Here is a 19,373-nt window from a genome sequence, read left to right on the forward strand (position 1 = left end):
ACGATTTGGCTGAGGTTGAAGCTGACGCAGATCTCTGAGACTTATATGTCTGCAGAGCTTGATACGCCTGTCGCTGTACGGCGTACGGCAATGGACCTGCTCGCACGTCGCGAGCATGGTCGAGTCGAACTGACCCGAAAGTTGCGTCAGCGTGGCGCGTCACTTGAATTGATTGAAGCTGCCCTCGACCGTCTGACGGAGGAGGGTTTGCTTTGCGAATCCCGTTATCTCGAAAGCTTTGTTTCCTACCGTGCCCGCTCAGGATACGGCCCTTTGCGTATTCGTGAAGAGCTAGGCCAGCGTGGTCTTCAGCGTGCGGATATCGAGCTTGCACTGAGAGAGTGCGGTATTAACTGGCAGGAAAAGCTTGAAGAAGCCTGGCGTCGGAAGTTCTCCGGACAATTGCCCTTGGATGCTCGCGAGCGAGCCAGGCAAGGTCGTTTTCTGACGTATCGCGGATATCCGCTGGAGATGATCGGCCGCCTGCTGAGCGGCCGGGGTATGGACGACTGAGCGATTGAGGCAAGCCTCAACGCTTGCCAAAACGGTTGAAAAATCACGTTTCCTGCAGTGGCTCGCGAGTCTGAAGGGTTTCAGATTGCGGTTTTGTTGCCCAGTTCTCGGTCAAGTTAATGTAGTTCACCAGTTCACGTAGCCGCCCTTGGTTTCGTCCGTTGAAGCTGAACGCAAGGCGCGTCAGGTGGCTGAATTGGGCGTCGTCATGCTCCTCGCCCAAATAGGCGTGCTGATGAAAGTCTTCGTTCAGGCGCAAGTCGGCGAAAGCGTCCTGTATATGGGTCATTGCTGCCTCACTCAATGCGTGACGCATGCGAATGACAAACTTGTTTTTCAGCCAGCGGCTTGAATGGAAGTTGCTGTAGAACTGATTGATCTCCTCAACGGCCTCATCTGCGCTATAAACCAGCTTCAGCAGATTCATGTCGGTCGCCAATATGTAGTGATTGCCTTCCAGTTCGTCTTTGATGAAGTTCAGGGCGCTTTGCCAGAACGTCCCTCCAGGTGCATCCAACAGGACAATCGGTACCAGAGGGCTTTTGCCCGTCTGGACCAGTGTGAGAACTTCCAGCGCTTCATCCAGCGTGCCAAATCCGCCAGGGCAGAGCACCAACGCGTCTGCTTCTTTGACGAAGAACAATTTGCGGGTAAAGAAGAAATGGAATGGCAGCAGATTGTCCGTACCGTCGACCGTAGCATTGGCGTGTTGTTCGAATGGCAGGGTGATATTGAAGCCAAGGCTGTAATGCAGGCCAGCGCCTTCATGGGCTGCCGCCATGATGCCACCACCCCCGCCAGTGATGACCATCAGTTCTGAGGCCGCCAGTTTTGCTCCGAGCTCTCGGGCCAGTGCATACAAAGGATGTTGGAGCGGCGTGCGTGCCGAACCAAAAACGGTGACCTTGCGTCGGCCTTTGAATTGGTCCAGCACTCGGAAAGCATTCTCAAGCTCGCGCAGAGCCTGCAGGGTTATTTTGGCGTTCCAGCGGTTGCGGTCGTCCTGTGCCATACGCAGGACAGTCAGCACCATGTCGCGATACAGCGCAATATTGGGGCTGTTGGGAGCCACCAGATGGATTTGTTCTTCGACCTTGCTGATGAGGTCGGTACCTTCGCTCTGAAAATGGTGAGACAAGACATCACTAGGTTTGTACGGCATTCAAGCTTTCTCCTTGTGCAGAATCATCGATCCGCTCTTGGATCGTCGGATCGCGACGCATCGTGCATCGCTGCTAGCAGCCTTACCTGAAGAGCGCTTCGCACGGATGAATACTTGATTCATCCTCACTGATTCTGCCTGTGTCCTTGGTTTAAAGAAAAACGTGTGTTGAGTGAATGTGAAACGCCAACCTCCTATTGTGGGGGATGACGTTACACTGCCAATGGCATCGATGATGTGCTCATAACATCAGAGCTGACAACACCTCACACAGAGTGTGTGAGGCTGCTGACGCAAGGAAGAAAGCGGTCGTATTACTTTTGGCTGAGATGCGCGCCGCGGATTGCCGACGATGCGCAGTCAGCCTTCGACTTACTTCTTGGCAGGCTTAGCGGCGCAGTCAGCGGCAGTGAAAACCTGGCTGGTGATGGGGCGATTGGTCTTATATTCAGAGAATTGATACTTGAGCGTCGCACCCTTTGCCATCAGTTGGCGGTAGCCGGTGTTGTGGCAAACGCTATTGCCCAACTGGCTGCGCACGGCGTCAGGATTGGAGCGCATCTGCTGCGCTTGACCTGACTGCACGCTCAGATGATTGATCAGTTCTTTGCCATCAACGGTGTAGCCTTGATCCAGAATGTCCTCGTTGATTGCGCGTGGCGTACCAACGCTGCTTTCCTTCGCAACTTTTTCCAGCATTTTGCTCAGTTCGAAATCCTGCTTCGACGCCGCCTGGGCGCAAAACGGAGCGACGAGTAAAAGCGTGAGGGTAGGGGCGATAAGGCGCAGCATTAAATTCTCCTGGTTCAGTGAATGGGCGTTGGACCCAACATAGGTGCAGGCGTTCACTGGTTGCAATAGTGCTTTCGAGGCGCCGCAGTATAGGTGAGTCACAGCGCCAGACACCAGTCAACACACAGGTTCTGATAGACTTCGCCGACTTTTTTACCCGGATTTTCACGTGTTAATGCATTTCTGTTGCTTGATGAATCTACCTGCAGGCCTTGTGCCATGAGTCACGCCGTTTCCCGCCTGCGCGCCGAGCGTCTGGCCCGCAGCACCAAGCCATTCGTCGCAAGAGGGTCGCGCGCGCCGCGTTGCCCGGGTTGCAGGGTGATTGACAGCTATTGCCTGTGTGCGTGGAAACCCAAAGTCGACGCCAGGTCGGCCATGTGCCTGCTGATGTACGACACCGAGCCGCTGAAACCCACCAATACCGGTTGGCTGATCGCCGATGTGATCGAAGACACCCAAGCCTTTGGCTGGTCGCGTATTGAGGTCGATGCGCAGTTGCCGGCGTTACTCAGCGATCCACAGTGGCAGCCTTATATCGTGTTTCCGGGGGAGTTCGTGGCGCCGGACCGTGTGGTCACCGAGGTCAAGGTTAAGGATGGCAAGCGGCCCTTGTTCATTCTGCTAGACGCGACCTGGACCGAAGCCCGGAAAATGTTCCGCAAAAGCCCTTATCTGGATCACTTGCCGGTGCTGAGTCTGGAGCCGGAGCAAATATCGCGCTATTGCTTGCGTCGGTCCAAGCGCGATGATCATTTTTGCACGGCCGAGGTCGCGGCGATGTGCCTTGAACTGGCGGGCGATCAGGTTGCTGCGGGCGTTCTCGATGCTTATCTGGACGTATTCAGCGCTCACTATTTGGGAGCGAAGTACCAGCGGCCTATCGACCCGAACGATACTTCACACACTCATCTCAAGGCTTTTGTGTAAGAGGCTCGGCGATTTTACGGTGGTCACCCATTTTGCGTGGCCACAGTTGTGCCAACAGCATCCCCGCCATCATCAGGCCGCAACCCAGGTAACCGCGCAGTTGCAGGGACTCGCCCAACAGCCATGCCCCGGCAATGGCAGCGAATACCGCCTCCATTGAAAGAATGATCGCCGCATGGGAGGCAATGGCGTCTTTTTGCGCAACGACTTGCAACGTATAACCGATGCCAACGGCCACAACACCGCCGTAAATCAATGCTGGCATGGCCCCAGCAATGGATGGCAGATCAATGGGGTCAAGGCAGACCGCCAACCCCAGACTGACAACCGAGCAGGTGACGAACTGCAGGAATGCCAGACGGATTGGGTCATGACGACTGGCGAATACACCCACTAACACCACATGGCCGCCCCAGACGAACGCGCCGATCAGTTGCAGCCAATCGCCGGGCGCCACCTGAAAGTTGTCACCCACGCTGAGCAGGAACATCCCGACCACCGCCAGAACGCAGCCGATCCAGGTTCCGGCTCCAGTCTTGTGCCCCAGCGCCAAGCCGAGAAACGGAACTACAATCACGTATAAACCTGTAATGAACCCAGAGTTGGTTACGCTGGTAAACTGCAGACCAACCTGCTGAAGATTGATACCCAACGCCAGTACAAGGCCCATGATCACGCCGCCTTGCAGCAGGCCGCGGGTCAACAGGGGCTCTGGCGGTGGGCCTTGTGTCGGGCGCCTTAGAATCAGTGGCAACAGGCACAGCGAACCCAGAGCAAAGCGCAGCCCGGAATAAAGATACGGACCGATATGATCCATTCCTTTGGCCTGCGCGACAAAGCCACAGCCCCATATCATGGCTGTGAGCAGCATCAGCAGATCGGCTCTAAGGGCTTGTTTTTTCATGATGTGGCTCGATGGAGTCAGGGGGCGCAGACTTTGCCGTAAAGCGCCGAACTTGACCACTCTCGATTCGCTGGGCATCCTTGGCGCCGCGTGAAGGCTTGAACGCCGTTTTCTATGTGCTTTTTTGGCGTTGAATGCGCCCCGTTGGCGCAGTGTATGTATGTGTTGGCATCTGTGGATGCCATCGTGAGGGCTGAATCCGTCAGCACTCACATAAAACAGGATCACGAAATGACCTACGAAATCCTGATCGCCGATGACCATCCTTTGTTTCGCAGTGCTTTGCATCAAGCCTTGACGCTGGGCCTTGGGCCTGATGTGCGTTTGGTGGAAGCTGAGAGTATTGCCGACCTGGAAGCCCGCCTTAACGAAAAGGCAGATTGGGACTTGGTATTGCTGGACCTGAATATGCCAGGCGCGTACGGGTTTTCCGGATTGGTGCTGTTGCGTGGGCAATACCCGCAAGTCCCAGTGGTGATGGTTTCTGCCCAGGAAGAAGCCTCGGTGGTGGTGCGCTCCAGAGAGTTCGGTGCCAGCGGTTTCATACCAAAATCCAGTTCCCTGGAAACCATCCAGCAGGCTGTTCGTCTGGTCCTCGCTGGTGACGTCTGGTGGCCACCGCAGGTCAACGAAGCCATCAGTGTTTCGCCGGAAGCCAAAGCCGCGAGCGCAGGTCTGGCCAGTTTGACACCGCAGCAGTTTCGCGTGCTGACCATGGTTTGCGAGGGGCTTTTGAACAAGCAGATCGCTTACGAACTGAGCGTGTCCGAAGCGACCATCAAGGCTCATGTCACTGCAATCTTCCGCAAGCTGAACGTGCGCACTCGTACTCAGGCCGCCTTATTGCTGCAGCAAATGGAATCAATCTCGCCCAATTAAAAGCCAGGAGGGCAGTCATCCATGCGTGATTCTTCACACTTTTTTGACTGCCGCTGCACTAGCCTTCGTCATCCTCCTTACAGTCAGTAGCCTATTTATGTCGTCGCCCTTCAAAGGCCAAACCGGCCTCAAACGTATTCTCAACGCTTCCGGCTATTCGCTCGACGGCCTGACCGCCGCGTTCAAGGGCGAGGCGGCTTTCCGTCAGTTGGTATTGCTCAATGTCATTCTGATTCCGGTCTCGTTCTTGTTTCATGTAAGCCGGGTCGAAAGGGCGTTGTTGATTGCGGTCTGCTTGCTGGCGCTGATCGTCGAATTGCTCAACTCAGCCATCGAAGCGGCGATTGATCGCATTTCGTTGGATCGTCATCCACTGTCGAAGAATGCGAAAGACATGGGCAGCGCTGCGCAGTTCGTGGCGCTGGCCATGATCGCTGCGGTCTGGGCACTGATTCTGCTTGGCTGATCAGGCAATGTTTGGGAGGACGATCTCATCGCTGCGGCGCACGCCTGCGGTCAATGAGCGACACAAGTCGAGGAATTCGCGGATCGCGGACGTCTGATATTTCTGTTTGTGCCAGATGAAGTAGAACTGTCGCACCAGATCCAATTCAGGCGTTTCAACCGCCACCAGGCTCCCGCGTCGAAACGCATCGCGCAATGCCAACCGTGAAATGCAACCAATCCCCAGACCTGACTCCACCGCGCGCTTGATCGCTTCGGTGTGTTCGAGCTCCAGCCGCACGTTCAGGCTGTTCCGGTGATGGCGCATGGCTTGATCGAAGGTCAGCCGCGTGCCCGAACCTTGCTCGCGCAAAATCCAGGCTTCTTTTGTCAATTGTTCGAGTGTGGCCTGGCCTCGTTTGGCCAATGGATGTCGTGGGGCACAGAACACGACCAGTTCATCCTCGACCCAAGCTTGCACTTCGATGTCTGGATGGCTGCAATCACCTTCGATCAAACCCAGATCAATTTCGTAATGCGCCACTTGTTGCACAATATTGGCGGTATTTTGCACATGCAGTTTCACCTGGCTTTCCGGGTGTCGCTGCATGAAGCTGCCGATCAGCAGCGTCGCCAGGTAATTGCCGATAGTCAAGGTAGCGCCGACTGCCAGGGAGCCAAAACCTGACTTGCCATTGAGCAAGTCTTCGATCTCCTTGGCTTGATCAAGCAGGGCTACGGCCTGAGGCAACAACTGCCGCCCCGTGGCGTTCAAGCTCAGGCGTTTGCCGGCACGATCAAACAACTGGCAGCTCGACTGACGCTCCAGTTCAGTGATCGACGTGCTGGCGGCCGATTGCGACAGAGAAAGCAGCACGGCAGCACGGGAAACGCTTTCCTGCTGGGCGACGGCGACGAATACCTGGAGTTGCCTAAGAGTAAATCGCATATCTATATAACCGATAACCCATATCTTAATAATTCAGTTAACAGATATTGTGTCTGCCACTAGAATGTCGCGCAATGGCGCATGCACCTGCGCAGGAAAACTTCAGGAGTTCCCACGTACCATGAGCAACATGAATCACGAGCGTGTCCTCAGCGTCCATCACTGGAACGATACGCTCTTCAGTTTCAAGTGCACCCGTGATCCAGGCCTGCGCTTCGAGAACGGTCAGTTCGTCATGATCGGTCTGCAGCAGCCAAACGGGCGCCCGCTCATGCGTGCCTACTCGATTGCCAGCCCTAACTGGGAAGAGCATCTCGAGTTTTTCAGCATCAAGGTGCCGGACGGCCCGCTGACTTCGCAACTTCAGCACTTGAAAGAAGGTGACGAGATCATCATCAGCAAAAAGCCCACGGGCACGCTGGTTCTGGATGACCTAAAACCCGGTAAACACCTGTATCTGCTGAGCACAGGTACCGGTCTTGCGCCGTTCATGAGCGTGATTCAAGACCCGGAAACCTATGAGCGTTTCGAGAAAGTCATCCTGTGCCACGGCGTGCGTTACGTGAATGAAGTCGCTTACCGCGAGTTCATCACCGAACACCTGCCACAGAACGAATTTTTCGGCGAAGCGCTGCGTGACAAGTTGATCTACTACCCAACCGTTACGCGTGAGCCTTTCGAGAACGAAGGTCGCCTGACCGATCTGATGCGCAGCGGCAAGCTGTTCGGCGATATCGGTCTGCCGCCAATCAACCCGCAGGATGACCGCGCCATGCTGTGCGGCAGCCCAAGCATGCTCGATGAGACCAGCGAAGTGCTCAACAGCTTCGGCCTGACGGTATCGCCACGTATGCGCGAGCCGGGTGATTACCTGATCGAGCGGGCATTCGTAGAGAAGTGATTTGGCTTGCCCCACCTGACTTTGTAATTGGCGTTGCCGAGGGCTGCGATAAAACCGGAACGGTTTTCGCGGTTTCGATCTGATCGCAACCTTCGGTAGCCCCTACAAGGGGAATGTGTACTCCACGTTCCGCGTCTGACAAAAAAACCGCCTGGAGGTCACGGACCAGGCGGTTTTTTTGTGGGCGATGATTATGTGCCTGACGATAAGCTCAAGTATCCGCCAGCACGACCTCCAGCACCCGAATCAGCCCGACGCGCGGATAATGCCAGCGCACATCCACGTCCCAAAACTGCGCGCCGTAGCGACGCTCTGGCGTGGGATTCTGGTAGGCCGGTCGTGGGTCCTGTGCCAGGCATTGCTCGATCAGCGCCACCAAAGGTTCCCCCAGGCGTTGCTCATGTTCGCGGGTCTGAATCAGCGCAGGCTCATCCCACTGAACCGGAATCAAAACCGGCGCGGCGCAGGCCATCGCATTGGTCGCTTCCCCGATGATGTCGGCGTAAGGCACATACGGCTTGATATCCAGTACCGGCGTGCCGTCCAACAGGTCGATGCCCGAGAGCCAGAGCCGGCCGGCTTCGACTTTCTCCAGCTTCACTACCGACTGACCGATGCCATTGGGTCGATGGGTTGAACGCGTCGCGAACACGCCCATGGACTGATTGCCACCCAGGCGCGGTGGGCGGACTTTCAATCGCGGTTTATCTTCCAGCGCTTGGTGAAACACAAACAGCAGCCAAACATGACTGACCTGCTCCAGCCCTTGCACCGCGTCACCCTGATCGAACGGCGCGATCAGTTCCAGCACCCCGCGTGCAGCCGGGGCCAACTGAGGCTGGCGCGGAATGGCGAACTTCTCCTTGAAGCACGAGCGAACGTAGCCAACAGGGGACATTTGCAAGGTTTCAATCATCGTGAGACCGTTAGCCGCGCACGCGCAGGGTCAGGCCCTTGAGGAAGTTGCGCAGGAGTTGATCACCGCACGCACGGTAGTTGTTGTGGCCGAACTTGCGAAACAGCGCGCTCAGCTCAGGTTTCGAAACCGGGAACTCAGCAGCCTTGAGAATGGCGTGCATGTCATCTTCCTTGAGTTCGAAGGCGACCCGCAATTTCTTGAGAACGGTGTTGTTGGTCATCGGCAGCTCGGTGGCCACTGGCGGACGGCTTTCATCTTTGCCGCGCTTGAAGAACACCAGACCGTCAAGGAAGTGCGCCATGATCTCGTCGCTGCAAGGCACGTAGCCTTCTTCTTCGTCTTTTTTCATGAAGGTAATCACGTCGGCTTTGGAGACATCTAGGCCGCCGAGCTTGATGATGTCCACCACCTTGGCGTCGCTGATATCGAGCATGTAGCGAACGCTACGCAGTACATCGTTGTTCATCATGATGCAGAGGTCCTGAAAAATCGGGTTGGGCGGCAGATGTGCCGCTGAAGAATGGGGTGCAAGTCACTCAGAACTTTTCTTTGTCGGTCATGTAGCGCCACTGGCCTTCTGGCACCTTGCCAATCGACACGCCGCCGACACGAATCCGACGCAGGGAAACGACCTTGAGTCCGACAGCTTCACACAACTGCACAATGACGCCCGGCTGCGGGTTTTTCATCGCGAAACGCAGGCGAGTTTCGTTCTGCCAACTGGCCTTGACCTTGGGCAATTCCTTGCCTTTGTAGGTCATGCCATGGTTCAGGCGATTAAGACCATGGGCGACCATGTCACCCGACACTTCGACCACGTACTCCTGCTCGATCTTGCTGCGATCGTCGGTGAGCTTGCGCAGGATTTTCCAGTCCTGGCTGAAGATCATCAGACCGCTGGCATTGGCTTGCAGCGTTGAAATTGCTTCTAGTCGCAGGAAATGGCCCTTGAGTGGACGCTTGCCGTAGCTGTGCTCGACGGACAGTGTGCCAGGCGTGATCAGTTTCAATGCGCTGTCTGCGTCGAGAGCGGCCGGTTTGTGCAGTAGCAGTGTGACAGGCTCGGGAGCGTCTGCCTTGGCGTCTGAGTTGAGCTCGACTTTCTGATTCTCGACTTTGAACTGCGGTTCTTCGATGACTTCGCCATCAACAGTGACCCAGCCGCCTTCAATAAACAGCTCGGCCTCCCGACGGGAGCAGCCAACCAGCTCGATCAGGCGTTTGGAAAGGCGAATGGGGTCAGTCATGAGAAAAGCCGTTACAGAGAGGAAAGGCGCCTATTGTACCCGTGCAAGCACCGTTAATCGCTGCAACATTGAAAATGCCCTGCGGATGGGTGTCCATGCGAGGGCATTTTTACGAGGGCAGCGAGGGTAAATGTTGTCTGCCGCTCGTCTCTGAGACTTTCCACCCCGGAGTTTGTACATGGTCAAGTGGCTTCCTGCATTGTTGTTGACGGTGAGTTTGCCGCTGATGGCGGCTCAAACACCCACCTACGGCCCCCAACTTGAGGGATTTGAGTACCCATACCCCGTTCAGAACTTCACCTTTGAATCTCAGGGCAAGCAGGTGCAGATGGGGTACATGGACGTCAAGCCAACAGGTACAGCCAACGGCCGCAGTATTGTGTTGTTACATGGCAAAAACTTTTGCGGCGCGACCTGGGAGGGCAGCATCAAGGCGTTGGGCGCGGCAGGTTATCGCGTGGTAGCGCCTGATCAGATTGGCTTCTGCCGTTCGAGCAAGCCTGCGGATTACACGTACACCTTCGAGCAACTGGCGCAGAACACCAAGGGGCTTTTGAGCCATTTGGGTATTGATCACGTCACCGTGCTCGGACATTCCATGGGCGGCATGCTGGCGACGCGATTCGCGTTGATGTACCCGGAGCAAGTCGATCAGTTGCTGCTGGTTAACCCCATTGGCCTGGAGGACTGGAAAGCCAAAGGCGTGCCTGATCGCAGCTTCGATGACTGGTATGCGCGCGAGCTAAAGACCAACGCTGACAGCATCCGCAAGTATCAGCAGTCGACCTATTACGCCAACGAGTGGCGGCCGGAATTCGATCACTGGGTCGACATGCAGGCGGGGATGTTTAACGGCCGCGGCAAGGAAGAAGTCGCACGGGCTTCGGCGCTGACCTACGGGATGATCTTCAATCAGCCGGTATTCTATGATTTTGAAAAGCTGAAGATGCCGACCGTATTGTTCATCGGTCAGAAGGACAACACGGCCATCGCCAAGGACGCCGCGCCCCAAGCGTTGCGCAAAGAGCTAGGCAACTATCCTGAGCTGGGTAAAGCCGTCGCCAAGCGTATTCCTCATGCGACGCTGGTGGAGTTTGCGGGCTTGGGACACGCGCCGCAAATCCAGGACCCGGAACACTTCAACAAGGCGTTGCTGGATAACTTGAAGCGTTGACCCGATAACTGGCAGCAGGCATGGAGCCCGAGGGAGGGAGCTTGTACAGGTTATTCGTCGTTCATCGAGTCAACGATTGACCTGGCAAACGCCTACAAGCGATCTCCGTGCCTCTCGCCAGGCATGATCAACTTCATCCGCAGCATCGGGTAGGGCCGTCCCAGCCCATCGACCTTCGAACGTCCCACCACCTCAAACCCTTGTTTGATATAGAAACCAAGGGCCTGTGGGTTTTGTTCGTTGACGTCCAGTTCATAAATATCGAAATGCTCAATGGCGTAGTCCAATAGCTTCTTGCCCAGCCCCATGCCGCGATGTTCAGGGGCAATGAACAGCATTTCCAGCTTGCCGAGCGTGGTACCCGCGAACCCTGTGATCTTGAGGTTAGCGTCGCGCAGACAGAACAGATTGACCGCATCCAGGTATTGGGTCAGAAGCAGGTTCTTCAGCAGCGCAATATAGCCGTCGGGGAGAAAATCATGGGTAGCACGCACAGAATCCTCCCAGACACGAGTGAGTTCGGGATAGTCATGCACTTTCGGCAAGTAGATGACCGAATGGTGGGGCATATTGCCGGTTCTCCCGTGGCTGAGATGTCGATGCCGATGTCATCACGATAGCCAGAAAAAACAAACCCCGTCGTTTGAAGGGCGGGGTTGGTGGTTCAGTCTTATCATTGGGGGCGCACTTCACATTGTAGGAGCACGGCTTGTCCCGCGAGCTGGCGCGTAGCGGCAGTAAACCCGCTTGCGCGGTTTGCCTGTCACACCGCGTGCACAGGTTTTACGACGGGTTCCCCGCCGGTCGCGGGACAAGCCCGGCTCCCACATGGGGGGCAGGGCTAGAATGCACTGTAGGGCGCGGCTTGCTCGCGAAGCTTTTAGATCGTTTCAGCCCACAAATCGTACTCATCGGCATCGATCACCCGACACATGACCTTGTCACCTGGCTTGAGGTTTTGATCGCTTTCGACGAACACGCTGCCGTCGATTTCCGGCGCGTCGAAGAAGCACCGACCGACGAAACCTTGATCGTCGACTTCGTCGATCAGCACTTCGATTTCCTTGCCGATCTTCATCTGTAGGCGTGCGGCGCTGATCGCTTGCTGATGCGCCATGAAGCGGTCCCAGCGTTCCTGTTTCACATCATCCGGCACAATCGCAGCGTCCAGCAGGTTTGCCGGTGCGCCTTCGACTGGCGAGTATTGGAAGCAACCGACGCGATCGAGTTGCGCTTCGGTCAGCCAATCCAGCAGGTACTGGAAGTCCTCTTCGGTTTCACCGGGGAAGCCGACGATGAACGTTGACCGGATGACCAGATCAGGGCATTGCTCGCGCCAGTTTTTGATCCGCGCCAGGGTTTTGTCTTCGAAGGCCGGACGTTTCATCAGCTTGAGGATCTTGGGGCTTGCGTGCTGGAACGGGATGTCCAGGTACGGCAGGATTTTTCCGGCAGCCATCAACGGAATGATTTCATCGACATGCGGGTACGGATAAACATAGTGCAGACGCACCCAGACGCCCAATGAGCTGAGGGCTTGGCACAGCTCGGTCATGCGTGTCTTGACCGGCGCGCCGTTCCAGAAACCCGTGCGGTATTTGACGTCGACGCCATAGGCGCTGGTGTCCTGGGAAATCACCAGCAGCTCTTTAACGCCGGCTTTCACCAGGCGCTGAGCTTCGTCGAGCACATCGCCCACTGGGCGGCTGACCAGCTTACCGCGCATGGATGGGATGATGCAGAAGCTGCAACTGTGGTTGCAGCCTTCGGAAATTTTCAGATACGCGTAATGACGCGGGGTCAACTTGATACCTTGAGGTGGCACCAGGTCGATCAGCGGGTTGTGATCCAGATTCGGCGGCGCGGCGTCGTGTACGGCGTTGACCACTTGCTCGTATTGCTGCGGACCGGTCACGGCCAGCACGCTTGGATGTACGTTGCGGATGACGCTTTCGTCCACGCCCATGCAGCCGGTCACGATGACCTTGCCGTTTTCTGCGAGGGCTTCACCGATCACTTCCAGCGATTCGGCCTTGGCGCTGTCGATAAAACCGCAGGTGTTGACCACGACGACATCAGCGTCTTGGTAGGTCGGCACGACTTCGTAACCTTCCATACGCAGCTGAGTCAGGATGCGCTCGGAGTCGACGAGTGCTTTCGGGCACCCAAGCGAGACAAAGCCAACCTTGGGGGCGGAAGGCGTGGTAACGATGGACATGACTAACCTCGGCGTAGGTGTGCCAAGGCTGTAGGCCAAGACACTGACTGGGCGCTTGATGCGCCTCTGATCAAAAAGTGCGCAATTCTAGCGATCAGTCGAGTAATTGACCAGTGTTATACAGAGAATTACGACGAGTGCTGCGCTATGCTTCGCCGCGTTGCCTGCACTGTACCTCCAGTGGGCTGCATCGGAATTCAAAGGTAGGGTGTTGGTCATCTTCCCGGCGCGCTATCGCGCAGCTTGGGTCATGGTTTCAGGAGTGGTAAATGGGTCACGCAAGTAGTTCGGCAGAGGCCGGGCATCAGTCGGCCAAGCCATTGAGTCTTTTGGTGGCGGCGGTAGGTGTGGTGTACGGCGATATCGGCACCAGTCCGCTTTATACGCTCAAGGAGGTATTTTCCGGTGGCTATGGCGTGCAGGTTAGTCACGACGGGGTGCTGGGCATTCTGTCGCTGATTTTCTGGTCGCTGATCTGGGTCGTATCCTTCAAGTACATGGCCTTCGTTTTGCGCGCCGACAATCAGGGCGAGGGCGGCATCATGGCGCTGACCGCACTGGCGCGTCGGGCATCAGCCAAATACCCCAGGTTGCAGGCGACGATGATTGTCTTCGGCTTGTTCGGCGCGGCGCTGTTCTATGGCGACAGCATGATTACCCCGGCGATCTCGGTATTGTCGGCGATCGAAGGCATGGAGTTGGCGTTCGACGGGCTCGAACGCTGGGTCGTGCCTATTTCCCTGGTGGTGCTGGTGGGCTTGTTCCTGATTCAGCGCCACGGTACGGCGCGCATCGGCATTCTGTTCGGCCCGGTCATGGTGACCTGGTTTGTCGTGCTCGGGGTGCTGGGTGTTTACGGGATTCTTCAAAGTCCAGAGGTGCTGCATGCGATAAACCCGATGTGGGCCGTTCGCTTCTTCATTGTCCACCCCGGTATTGGCGTGGCGATCCTCGGGGCCGTGGTGCTGGCGCTGACCGGTGCCGAAGCGCTATATGCCGACATGGGGCATTTCGGTCGCAAGCCGATTTCCCGTGCCTGGTTCGTGCTGGTGCTGCCGGCATTGGTGCTCAATTACTTTGGCCAGGGTGCGCTGGTGTTACAGGACCCGGAAGCGGTACGTAACCCGTTCTATCTTCTGGCGCCGAGTTGGGCCTTGCTGCCGTTGATCGCGCTGTCGACACTGGCCACCGTGATCGCCTCACAGGCAGTGATTTCCGGTGCGTTCTCGATGACCTTGCAGGCCATTCAGTTGGGTTACATCCCTCGCATGTACATCCAGCACACCTCTAGTGATGCGCAGGGCCAGATATACATCGGCGCGGTTAACTGGTCACTGATGGTCGGGGTGATTCTGCTGGTGCTGGGCTTCGAGTCTTCAGGGGCGCTGGCGTCGGCCTACGGTGTCGCGGTCACCGGCACGATGCTTTGCACCACGATTCTGGTGTCTTCGGTGATGCTGCTGTTGTGGAAATGGCCACCTTTGCTGGCGGTGCCGGTGCTGTTGGGTTGCCTGTTGGTGGATGGTCTGTTCTTCGCGGCAAACGTACCGAAAATCGTGCAGGGCGGCGCATTTCCGTTCATCGCCGGTATCGCGCTATTCATCCTGATGACCACGTGGAAGCGCGGTAAACAGCTGTTGGTAGAGCGCATCGATGAAGGTGGCCTGCCGTTGCCGATCTTTATCAGCAGTATCCGTTTGCAGCCGCCGCATCGCGTCCAGGGCACGGCGGTGTTTCTCACCGCCCGTCCGGATGCTGTCCCACATGCGCTGTTGCACAATCTGCTGCATAATCAGGTGTTGCATGAGCAGGTGGTGCTGTTGACCGTGGTTTATGAAGACCGCCCGAGGGTTCCGACGCAGCAGCGTTTCGAAGTGGAGGCATACGGCGAAGGATTCTTCCGGGTGATCCTGCATTTTGGCTTCATCGACGAACCTGACGTGCCGGCCGCGCTGAAGCTGTGCCACCTCGCCGAGCTGGACTTCAGCCCTATGCGCACGACGTATTTCCTGAGCCGCGAGACCGTAGTGTCGTCCAAACTGGTGGGCATGGCGCGTTGGCGTGAGGGCTTGTTCGCCTTCATGTTGAAGAACGCCAACGGTAACCTGCGCTTCTTCAAATTGCCGTTCAATCGAGTGATCGAACTGGGTACACAGGTGGAAATCTAGCTCCCACTGTGCGTGGTCGCGATAAAACCGGCGTTGTCCGTTAACAAGCCTCATAAAAAATCCCCACAGTCCTGCGACTGTGGGGATTTTTTTGCCTGACGACCAGCGCTTACTGGGCTGGCGTCTTGCTTTGCCGCTTGTTGATGGCGTCGATCAGGCGTTTTGCCAGGGCCGGGTAGTTCTCATCGAAGTGATGCCCACCTGGCAGTTGCAGTTTTTCGCCGGGAGCGGTGGCTTCGGTGCAGCCACTTTCGTCCTTCTCCTCGATGCCGTACACGCAGAGCACTTTGGCAGCGGGTAACTTGGCCATTTCGGGCCCTGTTGCTGCCTCCTTGCCTGCTGCACCCAGCCAGCCCTCCACTGCGATTTCGAAGCTGCCGGTGCGGGCGAATGCCAGCAATACAATGGCGTCAACGCGATTTTGATCGTCCGGATCAAGGCGGTTGTAGATCGCTGGCAGCACATCGGCGCCGAACGAGTACCCCATCAGGATGAACCGCTTGGTGCCCCATTTCTGTCGATAATGGGCCATCAGATCGGCCAGGTCAGCCGCTGTCTGCTCCGGTGACTTGTGTTCCCAGTAATAACGCAGGGTGTCGATGCCCACCGTTGGATAGCCTACTTTGGCCATCTCGCCGGCGACGTCTTTGTCCAAGTCCCGCCAACCACCGTCACCGGACAGAAACAGCGTGACGGTATCGGTTGCCTGGCTGACAGGCACTTCGACCATTGGAATGTGCAGGCCGCCGTCATCGTCGCTGCCGCCGACCAATTGGTGGCGCAGCTCCGTGTTAAGGACTTGCGGCAACTTGATGTCGTAGTCGCTGATGCTGGTGTCGGCGTTTGGCTGATCTCGTACGAACTTGGCGCTCGGGTCATCCGGTGCGTCGTTCCAGGCCGCCAGCCAATGGCCATGTGGCGCGGATTGCGGCAGGTTGTCGTGACAGCCCGGATCTTCGATGTTAAAGCCGACCGAGATCGCGCTGGCTTTGTCATCGGTTTGCTCGGTGAGCCAGCGCCAGGCCAGAATCGAACCTGGGCCGATACCGGCGACCAGCGTGGCAGGGTTATCGAGTTTGCTCAGGGCTTGCTTGAACGTTTGCTCCTGCAGCGCACAATCGTCCTTGGGCAAGACCACTTGCACGATCTGCGCCGAGGCGTCACGGCTTAGGGCCAGCAATTGCTTGTCGCTTAGTGCATCGTCGGAGGTCACAGCCAAAGCGACCTGGGCTTTGGGACTCGACGGCGGATTGGCGCGAATCAGCGTCGTGCCGTTGTCCAGTTGCAGGTTTTCCAGTGTGGCTTGCGGGGCAGGGCGGTTCCACATCCAGGCTGCTAATGCAACGGCGAGAATAATCAGGCCTGCAAGCAAAAATCGCCAGTAGCGTTGAATCATCAGCGTTTCACCAATCCAGTCAGGCCGCCTGCAATCAGGGCGGCAGTGTCAGCCAGTGCAACCAGCGGATCAAGTCCGGCGGGCACGGCCATATAGCGAGGTTCCCATTCAGGCTGGAATTTGTCTTTGAAGCGGCGCAGCCCCTGGAAGTTATAGAGTTGCTCGCCGCGATTAAAGACCATTGAGCCTAGACGCTGTGTCAGTGGTGCGCCGCGTCGTGGCTGCAGGCCAGATAAGGGCACCATGCCCAGACTGAAGCGTGCGTAACCTTCTTTTTTGTAATGCAGAATCAAGCCGACCATCATGAACTCCATGGTTAGCTTCGGCGCTTCGGGGTGGGCGCGCATCAGGTCCAGGCTGGCCAAGTCACGCCGGGAAGTCTCCAGCAGGTTAGCGAATGCTACCGGTTTGCCTTCGAAGTGAATGATCGCAATGCGGAAATGCTTCAGGTATTCGGTACTGAAACGGCCCAGTGAGAAGCCTTTTTCGCGCACGTTCTTGCCGGTCAGCCAAGCATCGGAAATCACTTTCAGTTCATCGAGCGGTGCCTGTCCGACCTCGTAGATTTCCAGCGACAGACCATCGCGCCCACCCCGATTCCAGGTGTAGCGCAGGTCTTTCATTTCCTTGCCTTTGGCCTCTATGTCGAACTTGTGCAGGTCGACCCGGGCTTCCTCGCCCAGCTTGATCGCGGTCAGGCCGATGTCCATATAAAACGGTAGATTCTCGGCACGTACTTGGTAGAACACAGGGCGTGCATGGTGGATATCGCACAGATCGCGAAATTGCCAGATCAGTTCGGCGCGTTGTTGGGTCGGGCCAATGGGGTCATACAACGCAACCAGGCTGCGACCGCGATGGGCATACATCAGAAACGCATTGCCGTCTGGGTGCATCAGCACGGCTTTGTCGCCGGTGAGCACCAGGCCGCCGTCCGGTTGATTTGACGCGTTGATGATTTCGGCTGCTTTCGCCAGTTCCGCCTCGTTGGGCAAGTGAATGACCGGGCGCGCCGTGCGCAGCAACCAGGTGAGCGACACGATCACCAGCAGCACCGCGCTCCCCAGCGCTGAGCGCAGACCACGAGGGGCATCGGCGTCTAGAGTGAATTGCCACCACAGTTGGTGACTGTAGGGCACGTCCTGATAGGCGAACAGCAGCAGCCAAAAGGAAGCCCCCAGCACACAGACGCTCGCCACCAGATATAACGGTGAAAACGGCAACTCCAGCAGACGGCTTGGGCGATAGAACGAGCGACGGAAGATCGCCAGCAGACAGGCGGTCAGCAGCAGCAGACTGGCTTCCTCCCAGTCGAAACCCTTAAGGATCGAGAGCACCGAGCCAACAAGCAGCAGAATCGTTGTCAGCATCCATGCCGCTGACAAGCGTCTGCGCAGGCCTTGCGCCAGCAACAAACAGAGCACGCCGATCAGGCTCGCACCAAAGTGTGAGGCGTCGATCAGGCGATGGGGAATCAGGAAGCCCAGGCTTTCCAGGCGTGTGTCGATCTCCGGTGTTGCGCCCGAAAACAGCAGCACTACACCCGACAGGAAAACCAGCAGGGCAAGGATCGGGGCGCCAAGGCCCGAGGCCACGCGAATCGCTTGCTGAGTGAAAATCAGCCGTTTGGCTTCGCTGTACAGCAAGGTCAGGCAGGCCACCAGCAGTGGCAGCACTACGTAGATCAGCCGATACAGCAGCAACGCGGCAGCCAGCGGCGCGGCGCCCAGTTCGTCGGCGAACGCGGCCAGCAGAATCGCCTCGAACACCCCGACGCCGCCAGGCACATGGCTCAGTACGCCAGCAGCAAGGGCCAGCAGATACACCAGCAGGAAGGCGCCAAAGGGAGGCGCGGACGGTAGCAGCATATAAAGAACGACTGCCGCCGCTGCTACATCCAGCGCCGTGATGACCAATTGCATGAGCGTCAAGCGCAGACTAGGCAGGCGCAACGTCCGGCGTCCGGCGCGGACCAGCAAGTTGTGCGGGATGGTTTGCTCAGGCAACCGACGGCGATAGATCGCCACGCCCAGCAGCGCACTCAGCGCCAGAATGATCACGGAAATGGTTGCCAGCACCGACACAGAAAGGTGCAGCGCGAGCGAGGCAGAAGGCAGATCGCTCAACGTCGCCAGGGCAGCCAGAGGCGGCAATGCACAGCCCAGTGACAGGCTGGCAAATAACGTCATGCGCGCCACTTCGCCAGCACTCAGGCCGTGGCGTGAATACAGCCGGTAGCGCACTGAGCCGCCAGACAGCATCGACAAACCGACAGCATTGCCGATGGCGAACGCGCAGAATCCGCCCATGATCAGCATCTTCTTGGGCAAATCGACATTGGCGTAACGGCTGGCGGACCACTCATACCCCAGCAGGATAATGAAGCCGACGACTGTCGCCAGCACGGCACCGGCCAGAGACGGCGCAGGTACGCTGAGCAAAGAATCCTGCAGCGCATAGATGTCGAGTTCGGTCAGCATGTGCCGGCAGGCGATCAACGCCAGCGCAAACAACAGTATCGTGACTGCGAGCCCGATGGACTGACGGTTTTTGCTCAGTAGGTCGAGTAGGCGCCGGCGGGCAGGGGGAGGCGATGTATGAGCCGTAACTGCTTCAGCATTGTTGTCGGACGGGTTGGCGCGCATCAATCACTCCTCGGATCGTGCGCGACAGGATGGGGGTATACAGCCAAGTTACCAATCCCTACGCAAAAAATAATTCAGGATGTTAGCGCTTCAACGCCTAACGGGCGAATAAGGCAGAAATGTTTCGGTTGC

At 57.1% G+C, this 19,373-nt stretch carries 18 protein-coding genes; 7 read left to right on the forward strand and 11 right to left on the reverse strand.

Features of this window, described 5'->3' with window-relative positions; all coding sequences use genetic code 11:
- Positions 1 to 45: 45 nt before the first annotated feature.
- Positions 46 to 513, forward strand: coding sequence for a recombination regulator RecX (recX, locus tag VGC62_RS23255; RefSeq protein ID WP_331189467.1), 468 nt, complete (start codon positions 46 to 48; stop codon positions 511 to 513).
- A gap of 43 nt (positions 514 to 556) precedes the next feature.
- Here the strand turns inward: recX and VGC62_RS23260 are convergent, their stop codons facing one another.
- Entirely contained in the window at positions 557 to 1,675 is a 1,119-nt protein-coding gene (locus tag VGC62_RS23260; protein WP_331189427.1) for a TIGR00730 family Rossman fold protein, read from the reverse strand.
- A gap of 372 nt (positions 1,676 to 2,047) precedes the next feature.
- Positions 2,048 to 2,467, reverse strand: coding sequence for a quorum-sensing-regulated virulence factor family protein (locus VGC62_RS23265; RefSeq protein ID WP_331189428.1), 420 nt, complete (start codon positions 2,465 to 2,467; stop codon positions 2,048 to 2,050).
- A 219-nt stretch (positions 2,468 to 2,686) separates the two neighbouring features.
- Between VGC62_RS23265 and VGC62_RS23270 the strand changes: the two genes are divergently transcribed.
- Positions 2,687 to 3,397, forward strand: coding sequence for a tRNA-uridine aminocarboxypropyltransferase (locus tag VGC62_RS23270; protein WP_331189429.1), 711 nt, complete (start codon positions 2,687 to 2,689; stop codon positions 3,395 to 3,397).
- Here VGC62_RS23270 and VGC62_RS23275 read toward each other — a convergent pair.
- Positions 3,381 to 4,301: a DMT family transporter gene (locus tag VGC62_RS23275; protein WP_331189430.1), complete on the reverse strand. Its 921-nt coding sequence runs from the start codon at positions 4,299 to 4,301 to the stop codon at positions 3,381 to 3,383. The genes VGC62_RS23270 and VGC62_RS23275 overlap by 17 nt on opposite strands.
- 231 nt (positions 4,302 to 4,532) lie before the next feature.
- Here VGC62_RS23275 and erdR point away from each other — a divergent pair, with 231 nt between their 5' ends.
- Together erdR and VGC62_RS23285 are read left to right on the forward strand one after the other, a co-directional pair.
- Entirely contained in the window at positions 4,533 to 5,180 is a 648-nt protein-coding gene (erdR, locus tag VGC62_RS23280) for a response regulator transcription factor ErdR (RefSeq protein ID WP_331189431.1), read from the forward strand.
- Positions 5,181 to 5,277: 97 nt separating this feature from the next.
- On the forward strand, positions 5,278 to 5,646 hold the full coding sequence (locus VGC62_RS23285; protein ID WP_331189432.1) for a diacylglycerol kinase: 369 nt from the start codon (positions 5,278 to 5,280) through the stop codon (positions 5,644 to 5,646).
- On the opposite strand, the gene VGC62_RS23290 is transcribed toward VGC62_RS23285, so the two are convergent.
- Positions 5,647 to 6,573, reverse strand: a complete 927-nt coding sequence (locus tag VGC62_RS23290; RefSeq protein WP_331189433.1) for a LysR family transcriptional regulator — start codon at positions 6,571 to 6,573, stop codon at positions 5,647 to 5,649.
- Between the two features lie 121 nt (positions 6,574 to 6,694).
- Here VGC62_RS23290 and fpr point away from each other — a divergent pair, with 121 nt between their 5' ends.
- Positions 6,695 to 7,474, forward strand: coding sequence for a ferredoxin-NADP reductase (gene fpr / locus VGC62_RS23295; protein ID WP_331189434.1), 780 nt, complete (start codon positions 6,695 to 6,697; stop codon positions 7,472 to 7,474).
- Between the two features lie 211 nt (positions 7,475 to 7,685).
- On the opposite strand, the gene tsaA is transcribed toward fpr, so the two are convergent.
- The 3 genes from tsaA to VGC62_RS23310 form a co-directional block, all read right to left on the reverse strand.
- The gene (gene tsaA, locus VGC62_RS23300; protein ID WP_331189435.1) at positions 7,686 to 8,390 is read right to left on the reverse strand and encodes a tRNA (N6-threonylcarbamoyladenosine(37)-N6)-methyltransferase TrmO; all 705 of its coding nucleotides are present in this window, start codon (positions 8,388 to 8,390) and stop codon (positions 7,686 to 7,688) included.
- 10 nt (positions 8,391 to 8,400) lie between these two features.
- Entirely contained in the window at positions 8,401 to 8,862 is a 462-nt protein-coding gene (locus tag VGC62_RS23305) for a DUF1456 family protein (RefSeq protein ID WP_331189436.1), read from the reverse strand.
- Between the two features lie 67 nt (positions 8,863 to 8,929).
- Positions 8,930 to 9,640: an rRNA pseudouridine synthase gene (locus VGC62_RS23310; RefSeq protein WP_331189437.1), complete on the reverse strand. Its 711-nt coding sequence runs from the start codon at positions 9,638 to 9,640 to the stop codon at positions 8,930 to 8,932.
- Between the two features lie 178 nt (positions 9,641 to 9,818).
- Between VGC62_RS23310 and VGC62_RS23315 the strand changes: the two genes are divergently transcribed.
- Positions 9,819 to 10,814, forward strand: coding sequence for an alpha/beta hydrolase (locus VGC62_RS23315; RefSeq protein WP_331189438.1), 996 nt, complete (start codon positions 9,819 to 9,821; stop codon positions 10,812 to 10,814).
- Positions 10,815 to 10,906: 92 nt separating this feature from the next.
- On the opposite strand, the gene VGC62_RS23320 is transcribed toward VGC62_RS23315, so the two are convergent.
- Positions 10,907 to 11,383, reverse strand: a complete 477-nt coding sequence (locus VGC62_RS23320) for a GNAT family N-acetyltransferase (protein ID WP_331189439.1) — start codon at positions 11,381 to 11,383, stop codon at positions 10,907 to 10,909.
- 311 nt (positions 11,384 to 11,694) lie between these two features.
- Entirely contained in the window at positions 11,695 to 13,032 is a 1,338-nt protein-coding gene (gene rimO, locus VGC62_RS23325; RefSeq protein WP_331189440.1) for a 30S ribosomal protein S12 methylthiotransferase RimO, read from the reverse strand.
- 269 nt (positions 13,033 to 13,301) lie between these two features.
- Between rimO and VGC62_RS23330 the strand changes: the two genes are divergently transcribed.
- A complete protein-coding gene (locus VGC62_RS23330; RefSeq protein ID WP_331189441.1) occupies positions 13,302 to 15,200 on the forward strand; it encodes a potassium transporter Kup in 1,899 nt (632 codons plus the stop codon).
- Between the two features lie 109 nt (positions 15,201 to 15,309).
- On the opposite strand, the gene VGC62_RS23335 is transcribed toward VGC62_RS23330, so the two are convergent.
- Together VGC62_RS23335 and mprF are read right to left on the reverse strand one after the other, a co-directional pair.
- On the reverse strand, positions 15,310 to 16,596 hold the full coding sequence (locus VGC62_RS23335; protein ID WP_331189442.1) for a virulence factor family protein: 1,287 nt from the start codon (positions 16,594 to 16,596) through the stop codon (positions 15,310 to 15,312).
- On the reverse strand, positions 16,596 to 19,241 hold the full coding sequence (gene mprF, locus VGC62_RS23340; protein WP_331189443.1) for a bifunctional lysylphosphatidylglycerol flippase/synthetase MprF: 2,646 nt from the start codon (positions 19,239 to 19,241) through the stop codon (positions 16,596 to 16,598). Before mprF ends, VGC62_RS23335 begins: the two co-directional genes overlap by 1 nt.
- Positions 19,242 to 19,373 lie beyond the last annotated feature (132 nt).

Origin of the sequence: Pseudomonas sp. (assembly GCF_036404235.1) — a bacterium.
Lineage (GTDB): Bacteria > Pseudomonadota > Gammaproteobacteria > Pseudomonadales > Pseudomonadaceae > Aquipseudomonas.